At 51.6% G+C, this 23,257-nt stretch carries 23 protein-coding genes; 13 read left to right on the top strand and 10 right to left on the bottom strand.

Features of this window, described 5'->3' with window-relative positions:
* Window positions 1-10: 10 nt before the first annotated feature.
* Complete coding sequence (gene cutA / locus GQ52_RS05160) at window positions 11-346, bottom strand: divalent-cation tolerance protein CutA (protein WP_047515673.1); 336 nt, start codon at window positions 344-346, stop codon at window positions 11-13.
* 29 nt (window positions 347-375) lie between these two features.
* Between cutA and GQ52_RS05155 the strand changes: the two genes are divergently transcribed.
* Both GQ52_RS05155 and GQ52_RS05150 read left to right on the top strand, forming a co-directional pair.
* On the top strand, window positions 376-831 hold the full coding sequence (locus GQ52_RS05155) for an FxsA family protein (RefSeq protein WP_047515671.1): 456 nt from the start codon (window positions 376-378) through the stop codon (window positions 829-831).
* A gap of 21 nt (window positions 832-852) precedes the next feature.
* On the top strand, window positions 853-1,860 hold the full coding sequence (locus GQ52_RS05150; protein WP_047515669.1) for a CDP-6-deoxy-delta-3,4-glucoseen reductase: 1,008 nt from the start codon (window positions 853-855) through the stop codon (window positions 1,858-1,860).
* A 648-nt stretch (window positions 1,861-2,508) separates the two neighbouring features.
* On the opposite strand, the gene hemB is transcribed toward GQ52_RS05150, so the two are convergent.
* From hemB to rpe, 8 genes are all read right to left on the bottom strand, one after another.
* Window positions 2,509-3,504, bottom strand: a complete 996-nt coding sequence (gene hemB / locus GQ52_RS05145) for a porphobilinogen synthase (RefSeq protein WP_047515668.1) — start codon at window positions 3,502-3,504, stop codon at window positions 2,509-2,511.
* Window positions 3,505-3,519: 15 nt separating this feature from the next.
* Window positions 3,520-4,308: an indole-3-glycerol phosphate synthase TrpC gene (gene trpC / locus GQ52_RS05140; RefSeq protein ID WP_019880689.1), complete on the bottom strand. Its 789-nt coding sequence runs from the start codon at window positions 4,306-4,308 to the stop codon at window positions 3,520-3,522.
* Window positions 4,309-4,362: 54 nt separating this feature from the next.
* The gene (locus GQ52_RS05135; protein WP_047515666.1) at window positions 4,363-4,866 is read right to left on the bottom strand and encodes a DUF3465 domain-containing protein; all 504 of its coding nucleotides are present in this window, start codon (window positions 4,864-4,866) and stop codon (window positions 4,363-4,365) included.
* Window positions 4,863-5,891, bottom strand: coding sequence for an anthranilate phosphoribosyltransferase (trpD, locus tag GQ52_RS05130; protein WP_047515664.1), 1,029 nt, complete (start codon window positions 5,889-5,891; stop codon window positions 4,863-4,865). Before trpD ends, GQ52_RS05135 begins: the two co-directional genes overlap by 4 nt.
* Window positions 5,891-6,457: an aminodeoxychorismate/anthranilate synthase component II gene (locus GQ52_RS05125; protein WP_019880692.1), complete on the bottom strand. Its 567-nt coding sequence runs from the start codon at window positions 6,455-6,457 to the stop codon at window positions 5,891-5,893. The genes trpD and GQ52_RS05125 overlap by 1 nt, the downstream gene beginning before the upstream one ends.
* A gap of 1 nt (window position 6,458) precedes the next feature.
* Window positions 6,459-7,976 carry an anthranilate synthase component I gene (gene trpE / locus GQ52_RS05120; RefSeq protein WP_019880693.1) on the bottom strand — a complete coding sequence of 506 codons (1,518 nt, stop codon included), beginning with the start codon at window positions 7,974-7,976 and terminating at the stop codon, window positions 6,459-6,461.
* A 158-nt stretch (window positions 7,977-8,134) separates the two neighbouring features.
* Entirely contained in the window at window positions 8,135-8,848 is a 714-nt protein-coding gene (locus GQ52_RS05115; RefSeq protein ID WP_047515662.1) for a phosphoglycolate phosphatase, read from the bottom strand.
* 27 nt (window positions 8,849-8,875) lie between these two features.
* Window positions 8,876-9,583: a ribulose-phosphate 3-epimerase gene (rpe, locus tag GQ52_RS05110; protein ID WP_024930152.1), complete on the bottom strand. Its 708-nt coding sequence runs from the start codon at window positions 9,581-9,583 to the stop codon at window positions 8,876-8,878.
* A gap of 227 nt (window positions 9,584-9,810) precedes the next feature.
* Between rpe and hemA the strand changes: the two genes are divergently transcribed.
* The 10 genes from hemA (at window position 9,811) to GQ52_RS05060 (ending at window position 19,160) form a co-directional block, all read left to right on the top strand.
* Window positions 9,811-11,070, top strand: a complete 1,260-nt coding sequence (hemA, locus tag GQ52_RS05105; protein ID WP_047515659.1) for a glutamyl-tRNA reductase — start codon at window positions 9,811-9,813, stop codon at window positions 11,068-11,070.
* A gap of 47 nt (window positions 11,071-11,117) precedes the next feature.
* Window positions 11,118-12,200, top strand: a complete 1,083-nt coding sequence (prfA, locus tag GQ52_RS05100; RefSeq protein WP_029512270.1) for a peptide chain release factor 1 — start codon at window positions 11,118-11,120, stop codon at window positions 12,198-12,200.
* 8 nt (window positions 12,201-12,208) lie between these two features.
* Window positions 12,209-12,628 (top strand): GFA family protein, encoded by a 420-nt coding sequence (locus GQ52_RS05095; protein WP_047515657.1) that lies wholly within the window; start codon window positions 12,209-12,211, stop codon window positions 12,626-12,628.
* 18 nt (window positions 12,629-12,646) lie between these two features.
* Complete coding sequence (locus GQ52_RS05090; RefSeq protein WP_047515655.1) at window positions 12,647-13,495, top strand: DNA alkylation repair protein; 849 nt, start codon at window positions 12,647-12,649, stop codon at window positions 13,493-13,495.
* The gene (gene prmC / locus GQ52_RS05085) at window positions 13,495-14,355 is read left to right on the top strand and encodes a peptide chain release factor N(5)-glutamine methyltransferase (RefSeq protein ID WP_047515654.1); all 861 of its coding nucleotides are present in this window, start codon (window positions 13,495-13,497) and stop codon (window positions 14,353-14,355) included. Before GQ52_RS05090 ends, prmC begins: the two co-directional genes overlap by 1 nt.
* A 25-nt stretch (window positions 14,356-14,380) precedes the next feature.
* The gene (locus GQ52_RS05080; protein WP_047515652.1) at window positions 14,381-15,514 is read left to right on the top strand and encodes a sterol desaturase family protein; all 1,134 of its coding nucleotides are present in this window, start codon (window positions 14,381-14,383) and stop codon (window positions 15,512-15,514) included.
* 64 nt (window positions 15,515-15,578) lie between these two features.
* Window positions 15,579-16,379, top strand: a complete 801-nt coding sequence (locus GQ52_RS05075; RefSeq protein ID WP_024930160.1) for a TIGR01458 family HAD-type hydrolase — start codon at window positions 15,579-15,581, stop codon at window positions 16,377-16,379.
* Window positions 16,380-16,444: 65 nt separating this feature from the next.
* A complete protein-coding gene (locus tag GQ52_RS05070) occupies window positions 16,445-17,572 on the top strand; it encodes a homoserine O-acetyltransferase (RefSeq protein WP_019880704.1) in 1,128 nt (375 codons plus the stop codon).
* Entirely contained in the window at window positions 17,569-18,177 is a 609-nt protein-coding gene (gene metW / locus GQ52_RS05065) for a methionine biosynthesis protein MetW (RefSeq protein ID WP_047515650.1), read from the top strand. Before GQ52_RS05070 ends, metW begins: the two co-directional genes overlap by 4 nt.
* Before the next feature lie 296 nt (window positions 18,178-18,473).
* Window positions 18,474-19,160: a PEP-CTERM sorting domain-containing protein gene (locus GQ52_RS05060; protein WP_047515648.1), complete on the top strand. Its 687-nt coding sequence runs from the start codon at window positions 18,474-18,476 to the stop codon at window positions 19,158-19,160.
* A gap of 64 nt (window positions 19,161-19,224) precedes the next feature.
* On the opposite strand, the gene GQ52_RS05055 is transcribed toward GQ52_RS05060, so the two are convergent.
* Window positions 19,225-21,087, bottom strand: coding sequence for a sigma-54-dependent Fis family transcriptional regulator (locus GQ52_RS05055; protein WP_047515646.1), 1,863 nt, complete (start codon window positions 21,085-21,087; stop codon window positions 19,225-19,227).
* Between the two features lie 301 nt (window positions 21,088-21,388).
* Between GQ52_RS05055 and GQ52_RS05050 the strand changes: the two genes are divergently transcribed.
* Window positions 21,389-23,257 (top strand): methanol/ethanol family PQQ-dependent dehydrogenase, encoded by a 1,869-nt coding sequence (locus GQ52_RS05050; RefSeq protein WP_019880711.1) that lies wholly within the window; start codon window positions 21,389-21,391, stop codon window positions 23,255-23,257.

The following is a 23,257-nucleotide window of genomic DNA, read 5'->3' as shown; positions in this document are numbered from 1 at the left end:
CATCAACGATTTACTCCCGCACCCTTGTTTCTGCCGCCACCCATGCCAGATATTCTGGCAAACCCTCGTTCACATGGATGCCTACAATCTCCGGAAGTTCATAAGGATGCAGCATCCTTAGCTTAGTCGCACAAGCAGCATAGCCCTGACAAGTCGTTTTGATGGTCAATCCAATCTCTTCCGTTTGCTCGACTTGCCCTTGCCAATGATAGATCGAAGTGACAGGGCTTGAAATATTGACGCATGCCGCCAACTTCTCTGTAACCAACGTCTGCGCGATATGCTCAGCACATGCCCTGTTCGGCACATGCGTAAACACGATTATAATTTCCTCTTTTGGCGTCACGGGCGCTGACTCACAGACAGGATTCTGACATGCGTTTTATCATCTTTGCTATTCTACTGGCTTTTCCGTTCCTGGAGATAGCCGTCCTGATCGAACTCAGCCAACGCTATGGCTGGTGGGTATTGGTGTACCTGGTGATTATCGGCTATCTGGGCTTGAAATTGATACGCAACGAAAAAGACCAGATTGCGGCACGCATGTTCCAGCAAATGGGGGCCGGTAGCAATCCGGTAGCCGCCATGTTTTCAACGGCCAGGAATATGTTTGCCGGGGTACTGCTATTGATCCCTGGCGTCATCAGCGATGTGCTCGCCGTGATCTTGCTGCTGATTCCCGGCAACAACACCAACGTGGGTGCAACAGGTAATCAAAACAGCGCACAGTATCGTGCCAGCGCCAACGACGAAGTGATTGAAGGCGAATTTACCGAAGTAGATGACAGCAAGCCAGCAGACAACGTGGTGCACTTACCTCGCAAAGATTAACCCGACAGAAAACAACGCCTTATGAATCGTGTCTTGATTGAAAACAGTGGCCATACCTTTGACGTACGCCCCAGCCAAACCGTGCTCGAAGCCGCGATTGAAGCAGGCATCAACCTGCCATACGGCTGCCGCAACGGCGCCTGCGGCGCCTGTAAAGGCAAAGTGCTGACCGGCAAAGTCATGCACGATGATTTCCAAGGCAGTGCCTTGACCGATACCGAACTCGCGGCAGGCCTGGCATTATTTTGCTGTGCCAGACCGCTCGAAGACCTGGTCATAGAATGCCGCCAGATCGACGCGGTACAAGGTATCAAGCCACGCATTTTACCGGTGCGTGTACAACACAAAGAACAACTGGGTGAGGACGTCATGGTGCTGCATTTACAGTTACCAGGCACCGAACAACTCACCTTTATGGCCGGGCAATACATTGAATTTCTGCTCAAAGACGGCCGCCGCCGCGCATTTTCCATCGCCAATGCCCCGCACGAAAAAGGCTTTATCGAGCTGCATATCCGCAAAATTGCCGGTGGTCACTTCACCGAACAAGTATTTAACGAGATGCCGGTAAAAACCATACTTCGCATAGAAGCACCCTTGGGTAGCTTTTTCCTGCGCGAACAAAATGAAAAACCTATCATCATGGTCGCGGGCGGCACTGGTTTTGCACCGGTTAAAGGCATGATAGAGCACATGATTTTCAACCAGATCCAGAGACCGGTGTATCTCTATCGTGGTGCGCGCCAGGTCAGCGACTTGTATATGGACGAGCTTTGCCAACGCTGGGCGCAATTTATGCCCAATATTCAATATATCCCGGTGATTTCAGACGGCAATAATGATGATTGGGATGGCCGCCGCGGACTGGTGCATCAGGCAGTGCTGGAAGATCATGCGGATTTGAGTGGATTTGAGGTGTATGTGTGTGGCGCACCTGGCATGGTAGATATTGCCAAACAGACGTTTGTCGCGCGTGGGCTGCCTGAAGAAGAGTTTTATAGTGATGCGTTTACGTTTGCGCCTAAGTAAGCTTGCTTTTTTTGCTAAAAACACGGCTAAAGCTAACTGTACTGACTTACGATTTTATGTGACGATTTGTTTCGCCTCTCGGCGAGTCACTTTCTGATGCTTGCCCCTCAGAAAGTAACCAAAGAAGAGGGCACCCAGCCATCACGGCCTGCGGCTCCCTTGCGTTGCTCGACAAAATAAGCCGGTCACGAAACTCAACCTGGCAGCTCACACAAAACGTGAGCTGCTGCGGGATTCGAACAGTCGCTCCCTCTATTCTTATTTTGTCTCCGCTACTCAGCGTGATAAATGGGAGTTATCTCACTAAACTCACATTATCTAAATCTGAACAAAAAACAGACTCGTTTGTTAAACCTGTTAAACGATGGCGCTCACCTGGTGTTCGGGGCCCCCATCTGCCGCGCCGAGCAACGCAGGGTTGACGGGAGCAGTCGGCAAGCAACTGTTTGAGCTCCAAAGGAGCGAGTTTTTGATTGCCGCCCGTCAAGCCGAGTAGCACAGGAAATAAGCGGAAGCTGGGGTGCATTTCTTTTGGTTACTTATTCTTTGGGCAAGCAAAGAAAAGTAACTCGCCTAAAGGCGAAACAAATCGGACAAAAATTTACTTTAAAATAACGTGACCATCGACGAAAAGAGCAGGTTAACCAACTAACCCTTCAACCATCTCGCAATATCCATCGCATAATACGTCAACACGCCATCCGCCCCGGCGCGCTTAAACCCCAACATCGCTTCCAGCACACACGCCTTCTCATCCAGCCAGCCATTCTGTGCGGCGGCCTTGAGCATGGCGTATTCACCACTGACATGATAAGCATAGGTCGGCACACCAAACTCGTCTTTGACACGGCGTACAATATCCAGATACGGCATACCTGGTTTCACCATCACCATATCAGCGCCTTCTTCCAGGTCCAGCGCAACTTCTTTCAGCGCTTCGTCAGAGTTGGCCGGGTCCATCTGGTAATTGTATTTGTTGCTTTTGCCGAGGTTGCCAGCAGAACCAACTGCATCACGGAACGGACCGTAGAAAGCAGAGGCGTATTTGGCGGAGTAGGCCAGTATGCGGGTATAGATATGCCCGTGCTCTTCCAGCGCATCGCGGATGGCACCAATACGGCCATCCATCATGTCAGAAGGCGCGACCACATCAGCGCCTGCTTCTGCGTGGCATAAGGCTTGTTTGACCAGGACCTCAACAGTTTCATCATTGAGCACATAACCCGTGTCATCAATCAGGCCATCCTGGCCATGCGTCGTGTAAGGATCCAGGGCGACGTCAGTAATCACGCCCAGTTCAGGGAAGGCTTGCTTTAGGGCTTTGACAGTACGCGGCACCAAGCCATCCGGGTTGTAGGCTTCTTTGGCATCCAGGCTTTTGTATTGCTGTGGCACCACCGGGAACAAGGCCAGGGCCGGAATACCCAGTTTGACGCATTCTTCAGCCGTTTTAAGTAACACATCGATGCTTTGACGTTGTACGCCAGGCATGGATTTTACTTCTTCAACCTTACCTTCGCCCTCCAGCACAAATACCGGATAAATCAGGTCATTCACCGTGAGGACGTTCTCGCGCATCAAACGGCGCGAGAAATCATCTTTACGCATGCGGCGTGGGCGGATAGCGAGAAATTGATTACTCATGAGCGTCCTTTTGCTTTATCCAAATACCCTGGCCAGTTCAGCGCCGGGATCGTCCTGACGCATAAACGCTTCACCCACCAGAAAACCATTCACATCATGGCTACGCATCAATGCGACATCTTCAGGCGTAAAAATGCCAGATTCTGTGACCACAAAGCGGTCCTCAGGGGTGTTTTCGAGCAAATCGAGCGTGGTTTGCAAGCTGACATCAAAAGTGCGCAGGTTACGGTTATTGATACCCAACAAAGGCGTTTCCAGTTGCAGGGCCAATTCCAGTTCATCAGCATCATGCACTTCTACCAGCACCGCCATGCCGAGATTGTGGGCCGTGAGCTCCAACTCCCGCATTTGTGCCAACTCCAGCGCGGCAACAATCAGCAAAATGCAGTCAGCGCCCATGGCGCGCGCTTCATAGACCTGATAAGGGTCGATCATGAAGTCTTTGCGCAGTACCGGCAGCTTACAAGCGGCGCGGGCTTGTTTTAAATAAGCTGCGGAGCCTTGAAAATATTGTTCATCCGTGAGTACGGACAAGCAGGCGGCGCCGCCTTTTTCATAGCTTTTGGCGATTTCAGCCGGATTGAAATCCGCACGAATAATGCCTTTGGATGGACTGGCTTTTTTAATTTCAGCAATCACCGCTGGTTTATCCGCATCGACCTTATCAACAATATTGCCGATAAAATCACGACAATCAGGCTGATCCAGCGCTTCATCACGCATCGCATTCAGCGGCTTGATCGCTTGTGCCTTAGCGATTTCTTCGCGTTTGGTCGCTAAAATTTTATTTAAGATATCAGACATAATTTACTCGCATGTTTTATCGTTTAACTGTCAGCGCTATAGCGCTGGCAAGGCTTATTCGTAAGTGTGGCCCTGATGTTTAATCCAGCCATGTTGGCGACCCTGCGGATCATGATGCGTCCAGTGCATGATGCCACCTTTGGGGTTGTAAATATACTCGCCTTTAAAGGTCACCACATCGCCCGCACTCAATGCTTCCACCCGTGGTGCCAGATCAATATTATGCGCGAATAACAAGGTTTGTTCAGGCGAAATACTGACTAAAAAACGTTGGTGCCGGGCACCTTTGTTATCGTCAGGCAGCAGTTTTTTCACCACGCCGCTCCCCGCCAGCCAGACATGGCTTTGCTTTTGGGCAAAGGCCTGCTTAACGGCGGTATTGTCTTCCGCGGTCAGGCCAGCAGATAGTGATTGCAGGTTAAGCGTTTGAGCCGGTGATTTAACTTCAACGGTTGACTGCTGCTGATTGCTTGTACCATAGCCACTTGCGCCCTGTTGCGACGTTTGCTGACACGCAGCCAGCAAACAGACCAGCGCAATCAATCCGTAGCGTTTCATGCCGCCTGGCTCAAGGCTTTCAGTTGTTGCAGTTTATTCAAGGCCGCGCCTGAGTCAATGGATTGCGCCGCTTGCGCAATGCCCGATGGCAAATCATTTGCCAGGCCAGACACATAAATGGCAGCACCGGCATTCAGCAATACAATATCGCGCGCCGGGCCTTTTTCACCGGACAGCAAACCCATAATAATCTCGCTGGAATGCTGTGCGCTTTCAACCCGGATACTGTTGATGTCATGTAATGGCATGCCAAACTGGGCCGGGTTCAAAGTGTACTCACTGACTTGTCCGTCTTTGAGTTCCGCCACATAAGTGTCGGCAGAGAAAGATATTTCATCCATTTCATCCGCGCTATGTACCACCATCACATGCTCACTACCCAACTTTTGCAAAGTCTGAGCCAGTAAGGGCACAAGATCGCGATGAAATACGCCCATGACCTGGCGCTTGGCACCGGCCGGGTTGGTCATTGGGCCTAACAAATTGAACATGGTACGCACCCCAAGTTCGCGGCGCACGGGCGCGGCATACTTCATGGCTGCATGATGATTTGGTGCAAACATAAAGCCAATGCCCGCTTCATTGACGCAACGCACCACTTGCTCCGGCGTCAACGCGATATTCACGCCCAGCGCTTCCAGCACATCGGCAGAGCCGCTTTTTGAAGATGCTGCACGGCCACCATGTTTGGCGATTTTTGCACCAGCCCCTGCAGCGACAAAGGCTGACGCCGTTGAAACATTAAATACCTTGTTAGGCGCACCACCCGTGCCACAGGTATCAATCAAATGACGCGTATCGCTAATATCCACTTTACTGGAAAGCTCACGCATCACCTGCGCGGCAGCGGCAATTTCAGTGACGGTTTCGCCTTTAACACGCAAAGCAGACAAAAAGCCCGCAATCTGGATCTGGGTAAATTCACCACTCATGATCTGCTGCATGATTTGCAGCATTTCCTCATGCGTGAAATCGGTATGGTCAATCAGTCGCTGCAAGGCGATTTTAGGCGTCATACTCACCATTAATAGCCCTTCAGGAAGTTGTCCAGCAACTCATGTCCGTACTCGGTCAAGATAGATTCGGGGTGGAATTGCACACCTTCCACGGCCAGTGTTTTATGCTTGACGCCCATGATCTCGCCATCTTCAGTCCAGGCAGTGATCTCCAGGCAATCCGGAATGGTTTCACGCTCAATGACTAGCGAGTGGTAGCGCGTCGCGGTATACGGGTTAGGCAGGTTCCTGAAAACGCCGGTATTGGTATGGTGGATCAATGAGGTTTTACCATGCATCAGGGTTTTAGCCTTGATGATCTTGCCGCCAAAGGCCTGGCCGATGCTCTGGTGGCCCAGGCACACGCCCAGCAGCGGAATTTTGCCAGCGAATTCATGAATCAGTGGCACAGAAATACCTGCTTCATTCGGCGTACAAGGACCAGGGGAAATCACGATTTTCTCCGGCTGCATTGCTTTAATCTGTTCCAGCGTGATTTCATCATTGCGGTGCACATGTACGTCTTGACCCAGCTCGCCGAAATACTGCACGAGGTTGTAGGTAAAAGAGTCGTAGTTATCAATCATCAACAACATATCAGGCTCCCTTTCCTGCATGGGTTTGAATATTGGCGGCTTGGTTATCCAGGCCGGCCTGCACAAGTTCGGCGGCACGAATCACTGCTTTGGCTTTATTTTGGGTTTCGTCCCACTCAGATTGCGGCACCGAGTCGGCAACAATACCGGCACCCGCCTGCACATAAAGCTTGTTGTCTTTAATCACCGCCGTACGGATAGCAATCGCCACATCCATATCGCCGTTAAAGCCTAAATAACCGACTGCGCCAGCGTAAATACCACGCTTGGAAGGCTCCAGCTCTTCAATGATTTCCATGGCGCGTACTTTGGGTGCGCCGGACACCGTACCTGCAGTAAATGTCGCTTTAAGGACATCAATTGCATCCAGGCCTGGCTTGAGCTGGCCTTCGACATTGCTGACGATATGCATCACATGCGAGTAACGCTCTATGGTCATGTTGTCAGTAACTTTCACCGTCCCCGTCAGCGCGACACGGCCAACGTCATTGCGGCCCAAATCCATCAATTGCACGTGCTCAGCACGTTCTTTGGGGTCAGCCAGCAACTCGGCTTCCAGCGCCAGGTCATGATCCCGATTCCTGCCACGTGGGCGCGTACCGGCAATCGGGCGCGAAGTCACCGTGGTGTCTTCCAGACGCACCAGGATTTCTGGTGACGCACCGACGACATGGTGGTCGTCCATATCGTAATAGAACATATAAGGTGATGGATTGAGGCTGCGCAGGGCGCGATACAGGCTCAGTGGCGATGCATCAAAGTCTTGCACCATGCGCTGGCTGAGCACCACCTGCATAATGTCGCCTTCGAGGATATATTGCTGGCCCTTTTTAACCGCCGCTTTGAAGTTTTCTTCACCAAACTCTGACACAGCTGGGGTTTTGCTGGTTGGCAAGGCTGCGGGAATCTCGACTTGTGTACGCAACTTCTCCAGCAAGGCATGCATACGCGCACAGGCGGTTTCGTAGGCATTGGCTTTAGCCGGATCAGCGTAAACAATAAAATACAATTTGGCAGATAAGTTATCCACCACCGCAATTTCTTCTGACACCATCAGCAAGATATCAGGCACACCAATCGCATCCGGCTTTTTCTTTTTGCCCAAACGCTTTTCAATGTATTGAATGGTCTCGTAGCCAAAATAGCCCGCCAGGCCGCCGGTGAAACGTGGCAAGCCATCGTATGGCGGTGTTTTAAAACGGGCCTGGTAAGACTTGATAAAATCGAGCGGGTTTTGATCGGTGTGCGATTCAATGACTTGATCGCCTTGAATGACTTGCAAGGCCTCATCACGCACGACAATGCGCGTGGTGGCTGGCAGGCCAATAATCGAATAACGGCCAAAGCGTTCGCCGCCTTGTACGCTTTCGAGCAGGTAAGAGTAGGGTTGATTCGCCAGTTTCAGATACAGCGACAAAGGCGTATCCATATCGGCAAAGGTTTCCATCACTAGCGGAATACGGTTATAGCCTTGCGCCGCCAGCGCGTCGAATTCGGTCTTGCTCAAAGTGCTTAACATGATGCTTTTTTCCAGTTTGATTCGTTGAATGTGTCGCGCGCAAACGTCACGACAGCGTGGTGCAAATGGCGTACACCTGCGCGTGGGGCAGGGCTAGCCTCGCCACGAACGACGCCAGCTTAATACTGGCCAACTGGAAGAATGATGAGCACAAAACATCATGATATATGGGTAAATTTTTTGTTATGCCCGCTTAAGAGAGCAGGTAACTCCAGCAAATTCACCACTTCGGTGAGTTGCTGCACCGTGGCATCCACAGTGTTAGCATCAATCGCGCGACCCTGATTATACCCATAAGGCACGGTCACGACAAAGCACCCGGCTGCATGCGCGGCTTGAATATCGGTTTCAGAGTCACCGACCAGCATCGCTTCAGCTGGCAAGGTGTCTAGTTTTTGGCAAATATGCAACAGTGGTAACGGATCCGGCTTCTTCTTGGATAAGGTATCGCCAGATACCACAATTTCAAAAAAATCCGCCAATCCGGCATGTTGCAACAAGGGCAGGGTGAATTTTTCCGGCTTGTTGGTCACACACGCCAGACGATAGCCTTGTTTTTTTAACTGCTGCAACGCCGGCAACACACCCGCAAAAGCCTGGCTGTCAGTGGCGTTGGCATCATAAAAGCCATGATAAAGCACTTGCGCACTGGCAAACTCTTGCTCGCCAGGCTCGCCATGCATGCTACTGGTCAAGCAACGCTTGATCAGGTTTTGCACGCCCTCACCAATATAGGTAGTAATTTGTGCTTGTGGCAACATCGGCTTGCCTAAAGCCACCAGCATACGGTTGGCGGCTTCGGCAATTTGCGGTGCGGTATCAAGCAGGGTGCCGTCCAGATCGAACATCACCACCCTGACTTGGAACCGCATATGAATTACCCTTGCAACGCTTTAAATTTAGACCGTTGCCAACGCAGCGCGTAACTGACTAACAATCGTGTCATAACGGTTAGGATCAGTGTCTTTACCTGCACCAAACACAGCGCTGCCCGCTACAAATGTATCGGCACCGGCTTTAGCAATGTCAGCGATGTTGTTCGCGTTCACGCCACCGTCCACTTCCAGCCAAATTTGACGGCCGGTTTTTTCAGTGTAAGCGTCAATACGTGCACGTGCCTGTTTCAATTTGTCCAAAGTGGCTGGAATGAATTTCTGGCCACCAAAACCCGGGTTCACAGACATCAACAGAATCATGTCGACTTTGTCCATCACGTAGTCCAGGTAATGCAATGGCGTAGCTGGGTTGAATACCAGGCCAGCTTTACAGCCGCTGTCACGAATCAATGCCAGGCTGCGGTCGATGTGGTCAGACGCTTCCGGGTGGAAAGTGATGATGTCAGCACCCGCTTTGGCAAAGTCAGGGATGATGCGGTCGACAGGTTTTACCATCAGGTGCACGTCGATCAGCGCGCCAGCGTTGTGAGACAACTCACGAATGGCATCACATACCAGAGGACCAATAGTCAGGTTAGGCACGTAATGGTTATCCATCACGTCAAAGTGCACGATATCAGTGCCAGATTTGATCACGTTTTCGATTTCCTGACCCAACTTGGCAAAGTTGGCAGAAAGAATACTTGGGGCGATGCGAAAAGTTTTGTCCATGCTGGTGTTCCGTAGGTTGGGTTCCGTGAATTAATCTAATAAAAATTTAGCAAAACCAATATTTTACCGCCAATTTGTGTCAAATTGACAGGATTCTTGCTTGTGGCGCGTGAATATAAGAAAATGTCGGCACTTTAGCCATGGATTTCAATTCCAAACGCCCATGAACTGTTTGCAAGCGCCGATTTGTTTGTCTTTTCACCCTGTCCCGCAGGTAAAATAGCGCCATGCAACTGTATACCATTGGTGTCAACCACACCACCGCCCCCATTGCCATCCGCGAGAACGTTGCGTTTAACAACGACACCTTGCCGCATGCGCTGGCGGATCTGGCCCGACACAACGTGGCAGAAGTGGCTATTTTATCGACCTGCAACCGTACAGAAATCTATGTGCAGTCTATCCGCCCCGAGGTCGTCATTGACTGGCTGGCTAACTACCACCGCCTGGAGGCAGATAAACTACTGCCTTATACCTACACGCTCAGCAGTCACGAAGCGGTAAAACACGCTTTTCGCGTCGCCAGCGGCCTGGACAGCATGGTATTGGGCGAGGCGCAGATCCTGGGGCAATTCAAGCAGTCGGTTAAAATTGCGCAAGACTCCGGCACCCTGGGCACCATGCTGCACAAATTGTTCCAGCGCACCTTTGAAGTGGCCAAAGAAGTGCGCACCAATACTGACATTGGCGGCAGTTCGATTTCAATGGCCGCTGCTGCCGTTAAACTGGCGCAACGTATTTTTGGTGACCTGAGTTCACAAAGCGTGCTATTTATTGGCGCAGGCGAAATGATAGAGCTGTGTGCCGACCATTTTGCCGCGCAAAAACCCAAAAAAATCACCGTTGCCAACCGCACACTGGAGCGTGGCGAACAGCTCGCGGAAAAAATTCGCGGCCAGGGCCTGAATGTGCAAGCGATCTTGCTCAATGACCTGCCCGAGCGCTTTCCAGAATTTGACATCGTCATCACCAGCACCGCCAGCCAGTTGCCAATTGTCGGCCTGGGCATGGTAGAGCGCGCGATTAAAGCACGTAAGCACCGGCCGATGTTTATGGTCGACCTCGCCGTGCCGCGTGACATTGAGCCCGAAGTCTCCGCGCTGGATGATGTGTTTTTATACTCGGTCGACGATCTGGCGCAAGTGGTGACCGAAGGCCTGGGCAACCGCCAGGAAGCCGCCGTCAATGCTGAGCTCATCGTGAATTCGCGTGTTGAGCACTTTATGCAGTGGCTCAAACAACGCGAAGCGGTGCCCACTATTAAAGCCTTGCGCGACCAGGTAGACACCGTACGTAAAGCCGAGCTGGAAAAGGCGCTTAAATTGCTGCAAAAAGGCGAATCGCCGGAAAAAGCCCTCGAAGCCCTGAGCAATGCACTCACCAATAAATTTTTGCATGGTCCCAGCCATGCGCTCAACAACTCTCACGGCGATGCCCATGCGCATATGGAGCACCTCGTGAAACAACTCTTTCAAATTAAAGAATAACTTTTCAAGCCTGGCATCCGCGCACGCTTTGAAGATTAGGTAACCACATGAAACCAAGTATGTTACAAAAGCTCGCCAACCTCAGCGAGCGCCTCGAAGAACTCAACCGCCTGCTCAGCAGCGAAGGCGTGACTGACAACATGGATAACTACCGTAAGATCATGCAGGAACATACGGAAATTACGCCTATTGTTGAGCAATACCATATCTACATCCAAACCGAGTCCGACCTGAAAGAGGCGCATGCCATGCTGGCCGACCCGGAGATGAAAGAATTCGCGCAGGAAGAGATAGACAGCGGCAAAAAACGCCTGGAAGAAGTCGAACTGGCTTTGCAGAAATTGTTGTTGCCCAAAGATCCTAGCGACGACAAAAACATCTTCCTTGAAATTCGCGCCGGTACCGGCGGTGACGAATCCGGCCTGTTTGCCGGGGACCTGTTCCGTATGTATTCACGCTTTGCCGACCGCCAGGGCTGGAAAGTGGAAGTCGTCTCTGCCAACGAAGGCGAAGTCGGTGGCTATAAAGAGGTCATTGCCAAAATCATCGGCTACGGCGCTTACTCAAAACTCAAATTCGAATCCGGCGGCCACCGCGTACAACGCGTGCCAGACACCGAAACCCAGGGCCGTATCCACACCTCAGCCTGTACCGTCGCCATTCTGCCTGAGGTAGAAGAGGTGGGCGATGTCGAGATCAACCCGGCCGATATCCGTATCGACACCTTCCGCGCGTCAGGCGCCGGTGGTCAGCACATTAACAAAACCGATTCTGCCGTGCGCATTACCCACGCACCAACCGGCATCGTGGTGGAATGCCAGGACGGCCGTAGCCAGCACGCCAACAAGGCACAGGCCATGCAAGTGCTGGCCGCGCGCATCAAGGCCAAACAGGTCGATGAGCAGCAAAGCAAAATTGCCTCCGAACGCCGCAACCTGATTGGCTCGGGTGACCGTTCTGAGCGTATCCGCACCTACAACTACCCGCAAGGCCGGATCACCGACCACCGCATCAACCTGACGCTGTATAAAATTGAAGCCATCACCGAAGGCGATATGGACGAGTTGATTAATGCGCTGGCGACCGAGTATCAGGCAGATTTGCTGGCCAGCCTGGGCGAAGACGCGTAACACCTAAGATGACGGTCACGGCGACTATCTCCAAACATACGGGCAGTTGCCTGTGTGGCGCAGTACGCTACGAAGTGCGTGGTGAGCTTGGGGCGCTGGTATATTGCCACTGCCAGCGTTGCCGCAAAGCCTCCGGTTCTGCATTTAATGCCGTCACCCCTATTTCTGGCGCAAATTTCACCATCACGCAGGGTGATGCAGCGCTAAACACCTACCGCAGTGACGCCGGAGTCTGCCGTACGTTTTGTAGTCACTGCGGCTCGCCGATCATGGCGTACCGGGAAAGCACCCCAGAGGCTTTGAGGCTGCGCGTTGGCTCGCTGGATACCCCCTTAGCGACGCACGTATCGGCACATATATTTGTTGGTTCAAAAGCCGAATGGGACGATATTCACGATACAGCGCCGCAATACGCAGAGCGACCTTAACAGAATACTGACTAAAAAATGACTCAACTCCGTATTCCCGCCGCACCGCGCAGTATCCAGAAAGATAACCCAATCAAGTTTTTGCTGGATAGCGAGGCGATTGATTGCCTGGCGCACAATATTGGGCTGGTGCATACCAGCTTTGATGCAGAGACCTTTAAACAATTAGCGCTGACCAATATTGCGCCACTGGGGTTTATGGATCGCTCGGCACACATTGCAGCTGCGTTAAAAGCCACTCTGCCCGCCAAGTTTTCAGAAGCAACCGAAGTATTAATCAATACACTCACGCCCCCCAATACACATACCGAACGCCTGGGCCTGGGCGTGTTTTTCTACCTGCCACATACACGCTTTATTGCCGAGTATGGCCGTGATGCGCAACATAATGGTGGCGAGGATCCGTTTGAAGCGGCGATGCGTGCACAATATGAATTGACGCGCCGCTTTACCGCAGAGTTTTCGATTCGGCCTTTTTTGATTCACGATTTTGAACGCACCTTGCATCAACTCACCTTGTGGCTGAATGACCCGGACCCGCATGTGCGCCGCTTATGTTCTGAAGGCTGCCGCTCACGCCTGCCCTGGGGCGCTCGCATTCCGCAACTGATTGCCGACCCGACGCCAGTGTTACCGATTCTGGAAGCCCTTAAAAACGACCCGAGTTTGTATGTGAGGCGCAGTGTGGCTAACCACCTGGGTGACATTGCAAAAGACCATCCGGCATTGGCGTTTGACGTATGTGAGCACTGGCTCACCAATGCAGATAAAGACCTGAAATGGGTGATCCGCCATGCAGTTCGCCATCCGGCCAGGCAAGGCAATGCCACGGCCATTGCTTTGCGCAAAGCGGCTGGGGGCAGATAATGCCGAACACCGTGCAACAATGGCTACAAACGGCCCGGCAACAGTTGGCGCAATTTGTCCCGCCGGATGAGGCGAGTATGGAAGCGCAAATATTATTGATGCATGTGCTGAATGTGAACCGTGCCTGGCTGATTGCACACGCAACTGACAACCTGACTGACATGTCTATCACCAAGGTCGAATCACTCTTGCAACGCCGTTTGCAAGGCGAACCGGTTGCGCATATTTTGGGCTCACGCGAGTTTTTCGGGCTCGCGCTCAAAGTCACGCCAGACACCCTGATTCCACGCCCAGATACCGAAACTCTGGTCGAAGCCGCCTTAGCAAAAGTCAATGGCCGCATACGCGTACTGGACCTAGGCACCGGCACCGGCGCCATCGCACTGGCCATTGCCAGGCATGCACCAGCGTGTGAAGTCGTTGCGGTAGACGCGTCAGCCAGCGCGCTCGCCGTGGCGGCGGAAAATGCTGCGACGTTACAGCTTAGCAATGTGCAATTCCTTGCCAGCAACTGGTTTGCGGCCTTGCCTGCGCACAAGTTTGACCTGATTGTCAGCAATCCGCCTTATATCGAAACAGATGATCCGCATTTGCTACAAGGCGATTTACGTTTTGAGCCCATCAGCGCACTGGCCTCTGGTGCAGATGGCTTGCAAGATATCCGACAAATTGTCGCCGAGGCACCTGGCTACTTAAATGCAGGTGGCTGGTTGCTGTTGGAACATGGCTACAATCAGGCCGAGGCCGTGCAACAACTGTATCATGCAGCGAGGTTTGAACAGATTCAAACGCTACAGGATTTGGGCGGCAATCCCAGAGTCACGCTTGCGCAATGGCCCACAGCATCGACACACCAATAATAAAAAACTCACAGGGAGACACTCCATGATTCACAAATTACGCTTGGCAATCCGTAATGATTTAGAGGCACCAGAAGAAGCCAGACACTTTGGCTCCGGCTGGTTAAGCGGTGTCGCCGCACTGGTACTCAGTATCGCCAGCCTGTGCCTGTTGCTGGGTGAGCGTCTGCAAGGCATATTCTCAACACAAGCGCTCTCACCGCTCTATGCCTTGCCACAGTTCACACTCATGCTTCAGGTATTACTCGTTGCCAGTTTTCTGCTCGCCTGCAGCAACCTGGTGTTACGCCGTAATCGTATTTTGGGCTTTACCGCGATTTTGCTGGTATTGCTCACCATCACCATTGCTGAAACGCTCAATGCACAAGCTGCTCGTGCCAGCGGCGTTGCGCTTAGCCTGGACTGGTTTGTCCTGAATATCTTGCTCACCGGCTTGTTATTTATCCCACTGGAGAAACTGTTTGGCCGCTTAACCCAGCAAGCGTTGTTCAGGGACGAATGGCGTGAAGATTTATTTTATTTCCTGATCAGCAGCGTGTTTGTGCAAACACTGACCTTATTCACATTGGCGCCTGCGATGACCATTGTGCATCACACCGGCGACTGGGCAACCCTGCGACAAACCATTGCCAGCCAACCACTGTGGCTGCAGGTAATCGAAATCATGTTTCTCACCGACTTTGTGCAGTACTGGTTTCATCGTGCTTTCCATCAAGTGCCATTCTTGTGGGGCTTTCACGCCGTGCATCACTCCGCCAAAAAGATGGACTGGCTGGCAGGGTCACGCATGCACATCGTTGAAATCGTTGGTTTGCGCAGCATGACAGTGGTGCCCATGTATGCACTGGGTTTTGCCGAAAGCGCATTGCATCTTTATATTTTGCTGGTGTACCTCAACGCCACCTTTGTCCACGCCAATGTGCGCTTTAATGTGGAGTGGCTGAAACCATTGATTGTCACGCCGCGCTTTCACCACTGGCATCACGGTATTGAAAAAGAAGCGATTGATGTCAATTTTGCCATTCACTTCCCGTTATTTGATAAGCTGTTTGGCACTTATTACATGCCAAAAAACCAATGGCCAAGTGGCTATGGCATCGGCGGCCATCCGGTACCGAATGGCTACTGGAAGCAATTCATGTATCCCTTTAAAAAGTAGTCCATACACATTGCGCACGATTTTTGCTGCTAGCAGTCTATCTGTGTGTAGTGAAAGGCCAATCATGTTTAATTTCAATTCGATCAAAGCCGTGTTATTTGACCTGGATGGCGTGCTCTATATCGGGCAGCAGCCAATGGATGGCGCCATTGAAGCGGTGGCCAAGATCCGCAAGGCAGGCATCGCCGTGCGTTTTGTCACCAACACCAGCACACTCTCTTTGCTGGCATTGCAAAAAAAACTCAACGATCTCGGCTTCAATGTAGTGCCGGAAGAAATCATGAGTGCACCACAAGCGACCATTCAATACCTGAAAAAACAGCCTAACCCGGTGTGCAAATTGCTGCTGGCCGACGACGTGAAAAAGGATTTCGCCTGTTTTGACCAGTCGGAAACAGCGGCCAATTATGTGGTGATTGGTGATATTGGTGATCGCTGGTCTTATGAATTACTGAATGAGGTGTTTCATTGCCTGGTGAATGGCGCGCAATTGATCGCGATTCACAAAAACCGCTTCTGGCAGACTGAAACCGGATTGCAAATGGACATTGGTGCCTTTGTCACCGGGCTCGAATATGCCAGCAATACCAAAGCCATGCTGATGGGTAAGCCATCGCAGCATTTCTTTAATATGGCGGTTGACGCGCTACGGCTAAAGCCTTCCGAAGTGATGATGATAGGCGATGATATTGATGCCGACGTTGGTGGTGCGCAAGACGCCGGCCTGCATGGCATTCTGGTCAAAACCGGCAAATACCGCGAAACCTATACCCGCTTGTCTGCGGTGGAGCCCGATGCCACGATTGCATCGATTGCCGACTTACCGGCCTTGCTGGGTGGCTTGTCGATCTCTGCGCACTCATAAAAAGACAACACTATTGCACGCCAGCTGTCTCGCCGTTTCAGCATGCTGCATAGTATAATTGCAGCATGTCTGAATCGAATTCTGTTGGTATCGTCAAAGCGCAGGTTGCGCATTTCACCCAGCCGCTCACCCTTAAAAGCGGCGCAGTGTTGCCACAATACCATCTGACTTATGAAACCTATGGTGAACTCAACGCCGCCAAAAACAACGCCGTGCTGATCTGTCACGCCCTGTCTGGTAACCATCACGTCGCGGGCCGCTATTCGCCAGACGATAAATATCCAGGCTGGTGGGACAACCTGATTGGCCCTGGTAAACCGTTAGACACCAATAAATTCTTTGTCATTGGCCTCAATAACCTGGGTGGCTGTCATGGCAGTAGCGGGCCCTCCAGTGTCGATCCACTGACTGACAAACCCTATAGTGCGACTTTCCCGGTGGTGACCGTGGAAGACTGGGTCGAATCACAAGCGCGTTTATTGGACTATCTGGGCATTGATCAATTAGCCGCTGTGATTGGTGGCAGCCTGGGCGGCATGCAGGCACTGCACTGGAATATCGTCTACCCGGAGCGCGTACGCCATGCCTTTGTCATTGCCTCTGCCCCCAATTTAACCGCGCAAAACATGGCGTTTAACGAGGTGGCACGCCAGGCGATCATTACCGACCCTGAGTTTTTCGACGGCGATTACTACAACCACGGCACGGTACCGCGGCGCGGCTTGCGCATTGCGCGCATGCTGGGTCATATTACCTATTTGTCTGATGACGTGATGGGCGAAAAATTTGGCCGCAAACTGCGTCACGGTGATGTGAAATATAGCTTTGATGTCGAGTTTGAAATGGAATCTTACTTACGCTACCAAGGCGATAAATTTGCCGGTGAGTTTGATGCCAACACCTATTTGCGCATGACGCGCGCGCTGGATTACTTCGATCCGGCACTGGATTATGACGGCGATTTGAGTAAAGCCCTGCGTCGCGCACAGGCAAAATTTGTGGTGATTTCATTTACCACCGATTGGCGCTTTTCACCTGCGCGCTCGCGTGAGATTGTCAAAGCACTACTCGATAACGCCTTGCCAGTGAAATATGCCGAGGTCACCTCAGACCACGGCCATGACGCCTTTTTGATGCCGGACCCGTATTATCACAACATCATGCGTGCTTACCTGGAGCAAATTAAAGTATGACGAATGTAAATATTACAAATATTCGTCCAGATTTTGCATTAATTACAAACTGGGTAAATGCCAAAGCCAAAGTCTTAGATTTGGGTTGCGGGGACGGCACCTTGCTGACCCACTTGCACGAGACACTGGAAACTACTGGCTATGGCATTGAAAAAGACGATTCCAACTGGTTGGCCGCACTGAAAAACGGTGTCGACGTGATCCAAATGAACCTCGAAGAAGGCTTGTCCGGCTTTGAGGACCAGTCATTTGATACCGTGATTCTGTCGCAAACCTTGCAAGCCATGCATAACACCGAAAGCATTGTGCAAGAGATGCTGCGCGTCGGCCGCGAAGTGATCGTGACTTTCCCCAATTTTGGCTACTGGCGCAACCGCATGCAGATTACCTTCGGCACCATGCCTGTCTCCAAAAGTCTGCCATACCAATGGTATGACACGCCTAATGTGCACTTGTGCACGATCAACGACTTCGACGATTTTTGCGTCCAGCACCAAATCCAGGTCATAGAGCGCAAGGTGATTACCGGCGGCCAGGATATTCACATATTGCCCAACCTGATGGGCAACCTGGCGATGTATCGCCTGAGAAAACACAGCGCCTGATCGCCGCCACAGCAAACAATTACCCTATATTCGCCGCCTACACTGGCTGACGAATGTCAGCTCCCAACGATAGGGCGCATCTCACATGCCGTCCTATCGTCCACAAAAGACCATCAATTAAAAATAACAGATATATTGACTTCCATCTATTATTTATTAATAATGATAATCATTCTTATTATCAATAAAATAAGGATACATGGTAAGACGTTTGTGAGTAACGCAGCCAGTTAAAAGATTCTGGCGCGCATTAAAGACGCCAGTCATTAATAATTACTCAAAAGGAAGTTAGTAAAATGAAAGCTCAATATTTAAGCATCGCTATCGGTGCAACTCTGTTCGCAATCACAGGCCTGGCACAAGCGAATACCACCTACAGCAGTTTTGTTGACGTGGCAGACTCCGTCTCGTTTGATGGCTGGAATCAGCTGAACCGCAACCGCGTTGACAACAATGGCGCTGCAAACCCACTGACCGCAGCGCAATTGGCCGCAGGCACAGCAGGTAACGTTGCCGGTTCAGGCGACGCATTGCTGACCCAGGTTTCCGGCAGCTACTACCCAGCTGGTTTTGGTTTATATGGTGATGGCAACCTGACATTCACTGACCATACCGTTGCCAGCAACATCAGCGCACTGGCATTTCAGGGTATCGTCAATGACTTCAATGCGTCATTCGGTGGTGAAGCATATACCATTACGCTGAGCTACAACGGTGGTAGCCAGGCAATCGCAGGCACATTGGTTAACTTTGTGAATACCGGTACTGTTGATGACTATTACTACTACTCCTGGGACTTGAGCGGCGTTTCTACACCAATCACTTCTTATACTTTAAGCTTCAGCGCTGGTTTCTCACAAGCACTGGCATTCCAGGTTGATCAAGTCGCCTCCGTGTCTTCAGTGCCTGAAGCTGATAGCTATGCCATGATGATGCTGGGCCTGGGTGTGATGGGTGCTGTTGTACGTCGTCGCAACAAATAATCACTGCATAATAAAGCCATGAAAAAAGCCCCGGGATTGCCGGGGCTTTTTATTTAGCGATACGCTAATCCAAATGCAAGGCTTTCAAGCGGCGATACAAGGTATTTCTGCTCATGCCCAATTGGCGTGCCACCGCAGACACATTCCCTGCCTGCTGTTGCATCGCAATACGGATGGTCTCATCAGACTGTGCTTTCAAGGTTAATACCGGTTGCGGCACCGTTGCACGCTCGGCCTCAACCGCCATTTCATCGAGAAAGTCGTGCGTCAGATGCTGCCGTTCAATCACGCCGCCATCGGCCAGCGCCACCGCTGTACGCAACACATTATGTAACTGGCGCACATTGCCCGGCCACGGATGCACGGCAAACACGGCAAGCACCTCATCACTCAGCGTGACTTGTGGTGCCTGTTCAATTTGCAAAATCATCTGGATCAGACGCGACATATCCTGACGCTGGCGCAAGGCAGGTAACTGCACGGTTAAACCATTAATGCGGTAATACAAATCACTGCGAAACTCACCCGCCGCCACTTTATCCTTGAGTTTCTGGTTAGTGGCACTCACGAGGGTAAAATTGACCGGAATGGATTTGCTGGAGCCCAAGGGCGTGACGCTGCGCTCCTGCAATACACGCAGCAACCTGGCCTGTAACGACAAAGGCATATCGCCGATTTCATCCAGAAACAACGTACCGCCATCGGCCTGCTGGATTTTGCCGACATTGCCTTTACGCTTGGCGCCGGTATAAGCGCCTTCTTCATAGCCGAACAATTCGGCTTCAATTAACCCTTCCGGCAAGGCTGCGCAATTGACGGCAATAAAGGGCTGCGCTCTACGCACACTGGCATCATGAATCGCCCGTGAAAATAATTCTTTACCGGCGCCGGTTTCACCCAGGATCAAGACCGGGATATCGCGGTTAAGCACTTGCTTGACCTGGCTGATGGCTAATTTTAATTGCGGATCACCGCTATCCAGCAATTCAAGGCTAGCGGCGGATTCACGTGTTACAGACTGCACCGGCTTACTGGAAATACCAGGCACCTGCATGCTGGAAGCGCGCGCAAACAGGCGGGCGCCATTGCGCAAGCGCAACGGGAACAACACCTCGGACGACAAACCACGCTGCTTGAATGCTAGCCATGACTCATCAAAAATATCTTCAAACGGAATGCGGCGCGCAGACAGTACATCCTGATCCAGCGGCAGGCCGAACTGGAATTGTCCACTACGGTTAATGGCCTGCAACTGGCCTTGCGCATCAAACAGGGCAACGCCTTCCCACAAGGTGCCGATGAACTCGGGCCGCACATGGAAATGCACACCAATTTCGCCGTCTGCAGTGGCATGGAACAAGCGATTTTCCACCATTTGTGCCGCCATTTTGACCAGCGCCAGCGTATGTTGCTGCGGCGCATTTAAATCATTAGAGACATCCAGTGTCGCCACCAAATGATTATTGGCGGCAAAAATAGGCACGGCAGAACAGCTTAACGAATGGTGATAAGCCATAAAGTGCTCGGCCCCTTGCACGCTGATGGGCAAGCGCTCCACTAAGGCAGTACCAATGGCATTCGTACCGCGGTGCTCCTCGCTCCAGGAGGCACCCGGCAACAATGAGGCACGGACTTCATTTTCTTCGACACCTTCGCCTCTGGTGCGCAAAATCACGCCTTCGCTGTCAGTCAAAATCACCAGGCTGCGCGTATGGGCAATTTGCTCGCTTAAGGTGAGTATTTCCGGCTCGGCATGGGTCAGTAACAAACGGTTTTTTTCCAGTCGCTGCGCCAGCTCCTGTGCCGTAATAATCTGGTCTTCACCTGGTGCCTGTTCATCCACCCCTTTGACCATGCAACGCCGCCACGAACGCGCAATCGCCTCGGCAATCGCGCGCTGGTCGTCGCGCATACCGGGCTGCGGCATTGGAGAAGCGGGCGGGGAATATTTGTTGGGCATTTAAAACTGAACACCTGTCACATCAGATTGAACAACTGTACCAGTATGGCACAGTCGTGAACAGTATTCGCCGTGTTGCGAATCCCCAGGAATGTTCTCATACCAGATTAAGCAATTGATTTTAATTCATTTTTTACATTTTCCAAAATAACGCATGCAGTTGGCACGTGCGTTGCAATCAATGGCAGGCAGTCACAAAAGAAGCCTTTGTTGACCGCTTGCAACACTACACATACCAGCTTCACCGCAACCATTTTGGAGGTTATTTATGCAACAACGTATCAAGCTCGCCATCACTGCAATGATGCTAGCCAGCGTGAGCACCAGCGTATTGGCAAATGCCGAACTGGACGCCATGATGAAAGACGACAACCAGTGGCCTATGGCGCGTAAAGATTACGCAAACCAGGGTTACAGCCGCTTGTCACAAATCAACAAAAGCAACGTCAAACAATTGAAACTGGCATGGACATTTGCCACTGGCGTTAACCGCGGCCACGAAGGTGCGCCACTGGTGATTGGCAATACCATGTATATCCATACCGCATTCCCGAATAACGTGTATGCGCTGGACCTGAACGATAACCAGAAAATCCTGTGGTCTTATTTTCCTAAACAGGACCCGGATGTGCAGTCTGTATTGTGCTGCGATAACGTCAACAAAGGCTTGGGCTACGGTGATGGCAAAATTCTGCTGCAACAGAATAATGGCGTCTTGGTAGCTTTGGACGCTAAAACCGGCGCCAAATTGTGGGACGTGAAAGTGAATGACCCGAAAACCGGTTCAGCCAATACTAACGTACCGCATGTATTTAAAGACAAAGTAATTACCGGCTGTTCAGGCGGTGAATTTGGCGTACGTTGCCATATCAGTGCTTACAGCCTAAAAGATGGCAGCCTGATCTGGAAAGCTTACAGCACCGGCTCTGACAGTGAAGTCATGATAGGCGCAGACTTCAACAAGGAAAATCCGCAGTACAGCGCCCTGTCCTTATATGAAGACGTGAACGGCGGTAACAAAATGGGTGGTTCATTCAAGAACCTAGACAAATCCCAATTGAAATTTCCGGAAGCCAACCTGGGTGTACGCACCTGGTTGAAACCGCAGCAACAGAAAGATGGCTGGCAAAATGGTGGCGGCCCGACCTGGGGCTGGTACTCATACGACCCGAAATTGAACCTGATGTACTACGGCACCGGCAACCCAGGCACTTGGAACCCGGACGTGCGCCCAGGCGACAATAAATGGTCAATGACGATTTTCGCCCGTGACCTCGATACAGGCATGGCACGCTGGGGCTACCAGATGACACCGCATGACGAGTGGGATTACGACGGCATGAACGAAATCATTTTATGGGAAGCCAACGGCAAGCAACTGGCCTCACACTTTGACCGTAACGGTTTTGGCTATACCTTTGACCGCACCAACGGTACCTTACTGGTAGCAGAAAAAATGCATCCGTTCGTCAACTGGGCGAGCAAGATTGACATGAAAACCGGTATTCCGGTCAAAGACCCAAAATACTCCACGCACCAGGATTACAACGCCAAAGGCGTATGCCCTTCTGCGTTGGGCGTAAAAGACGAGCAACCAGCAGCTTACTCACCTAAAAATAAAACATTTTACGTGCCTTTGAACCACGTGTGCATGACCTACGAACCGGTTGAATCCAAGTATGTCGCTGGTCAACCATGGGTAGGCGCAACCCTGACCATGTTTGCAGGCCCGGATGGTGTGATGGGTGGCTTTATGGCCTGGGATGGCCTCAAAGGCAAAGCGCAGTGGTACAACAAAGAGAAATTCTCTGCCTGGGGTGGCGCATTGGTAACGGCGTCTGACCTGGTGTTCTACGGCACGCTGGATCGCTGGGTGAAAGCGCTGGATGCCAAAACCGGTAAAGAACTGTGGAAATTCCAGGTTGGCTCCGGCGTGGTAGGCAACATGATCACCTATGGTCACAAAGGCAAGCAATACGTAGGCGTATTGTCCGGCATTGGTGGCTGGGCTGGTGTGGCCATGAACCTCGGCCTGACCAACGATACCGATGGCTTGGGTGCAGCGGGTGGTTACAAAGAGCTGACCAAATACAATGCCGCACCTGGTGGCGGTGGCATGAACGTATTCAGTTTATAA

The organism is Methylophilus sp. Q8 (assembly GCF_000800115.1).
Taxonomy (GTDB): Bacteria; Pseudomonadota; Gammaproteobacteria; order Burkholderiales; family Methylophilaceae; genus Methylophilus.
The sequence above is the reverse complement of the archived record's forward strand: the minus strand, read 5'-3'. Positions and strand labels throughout refer to the sequence as shown.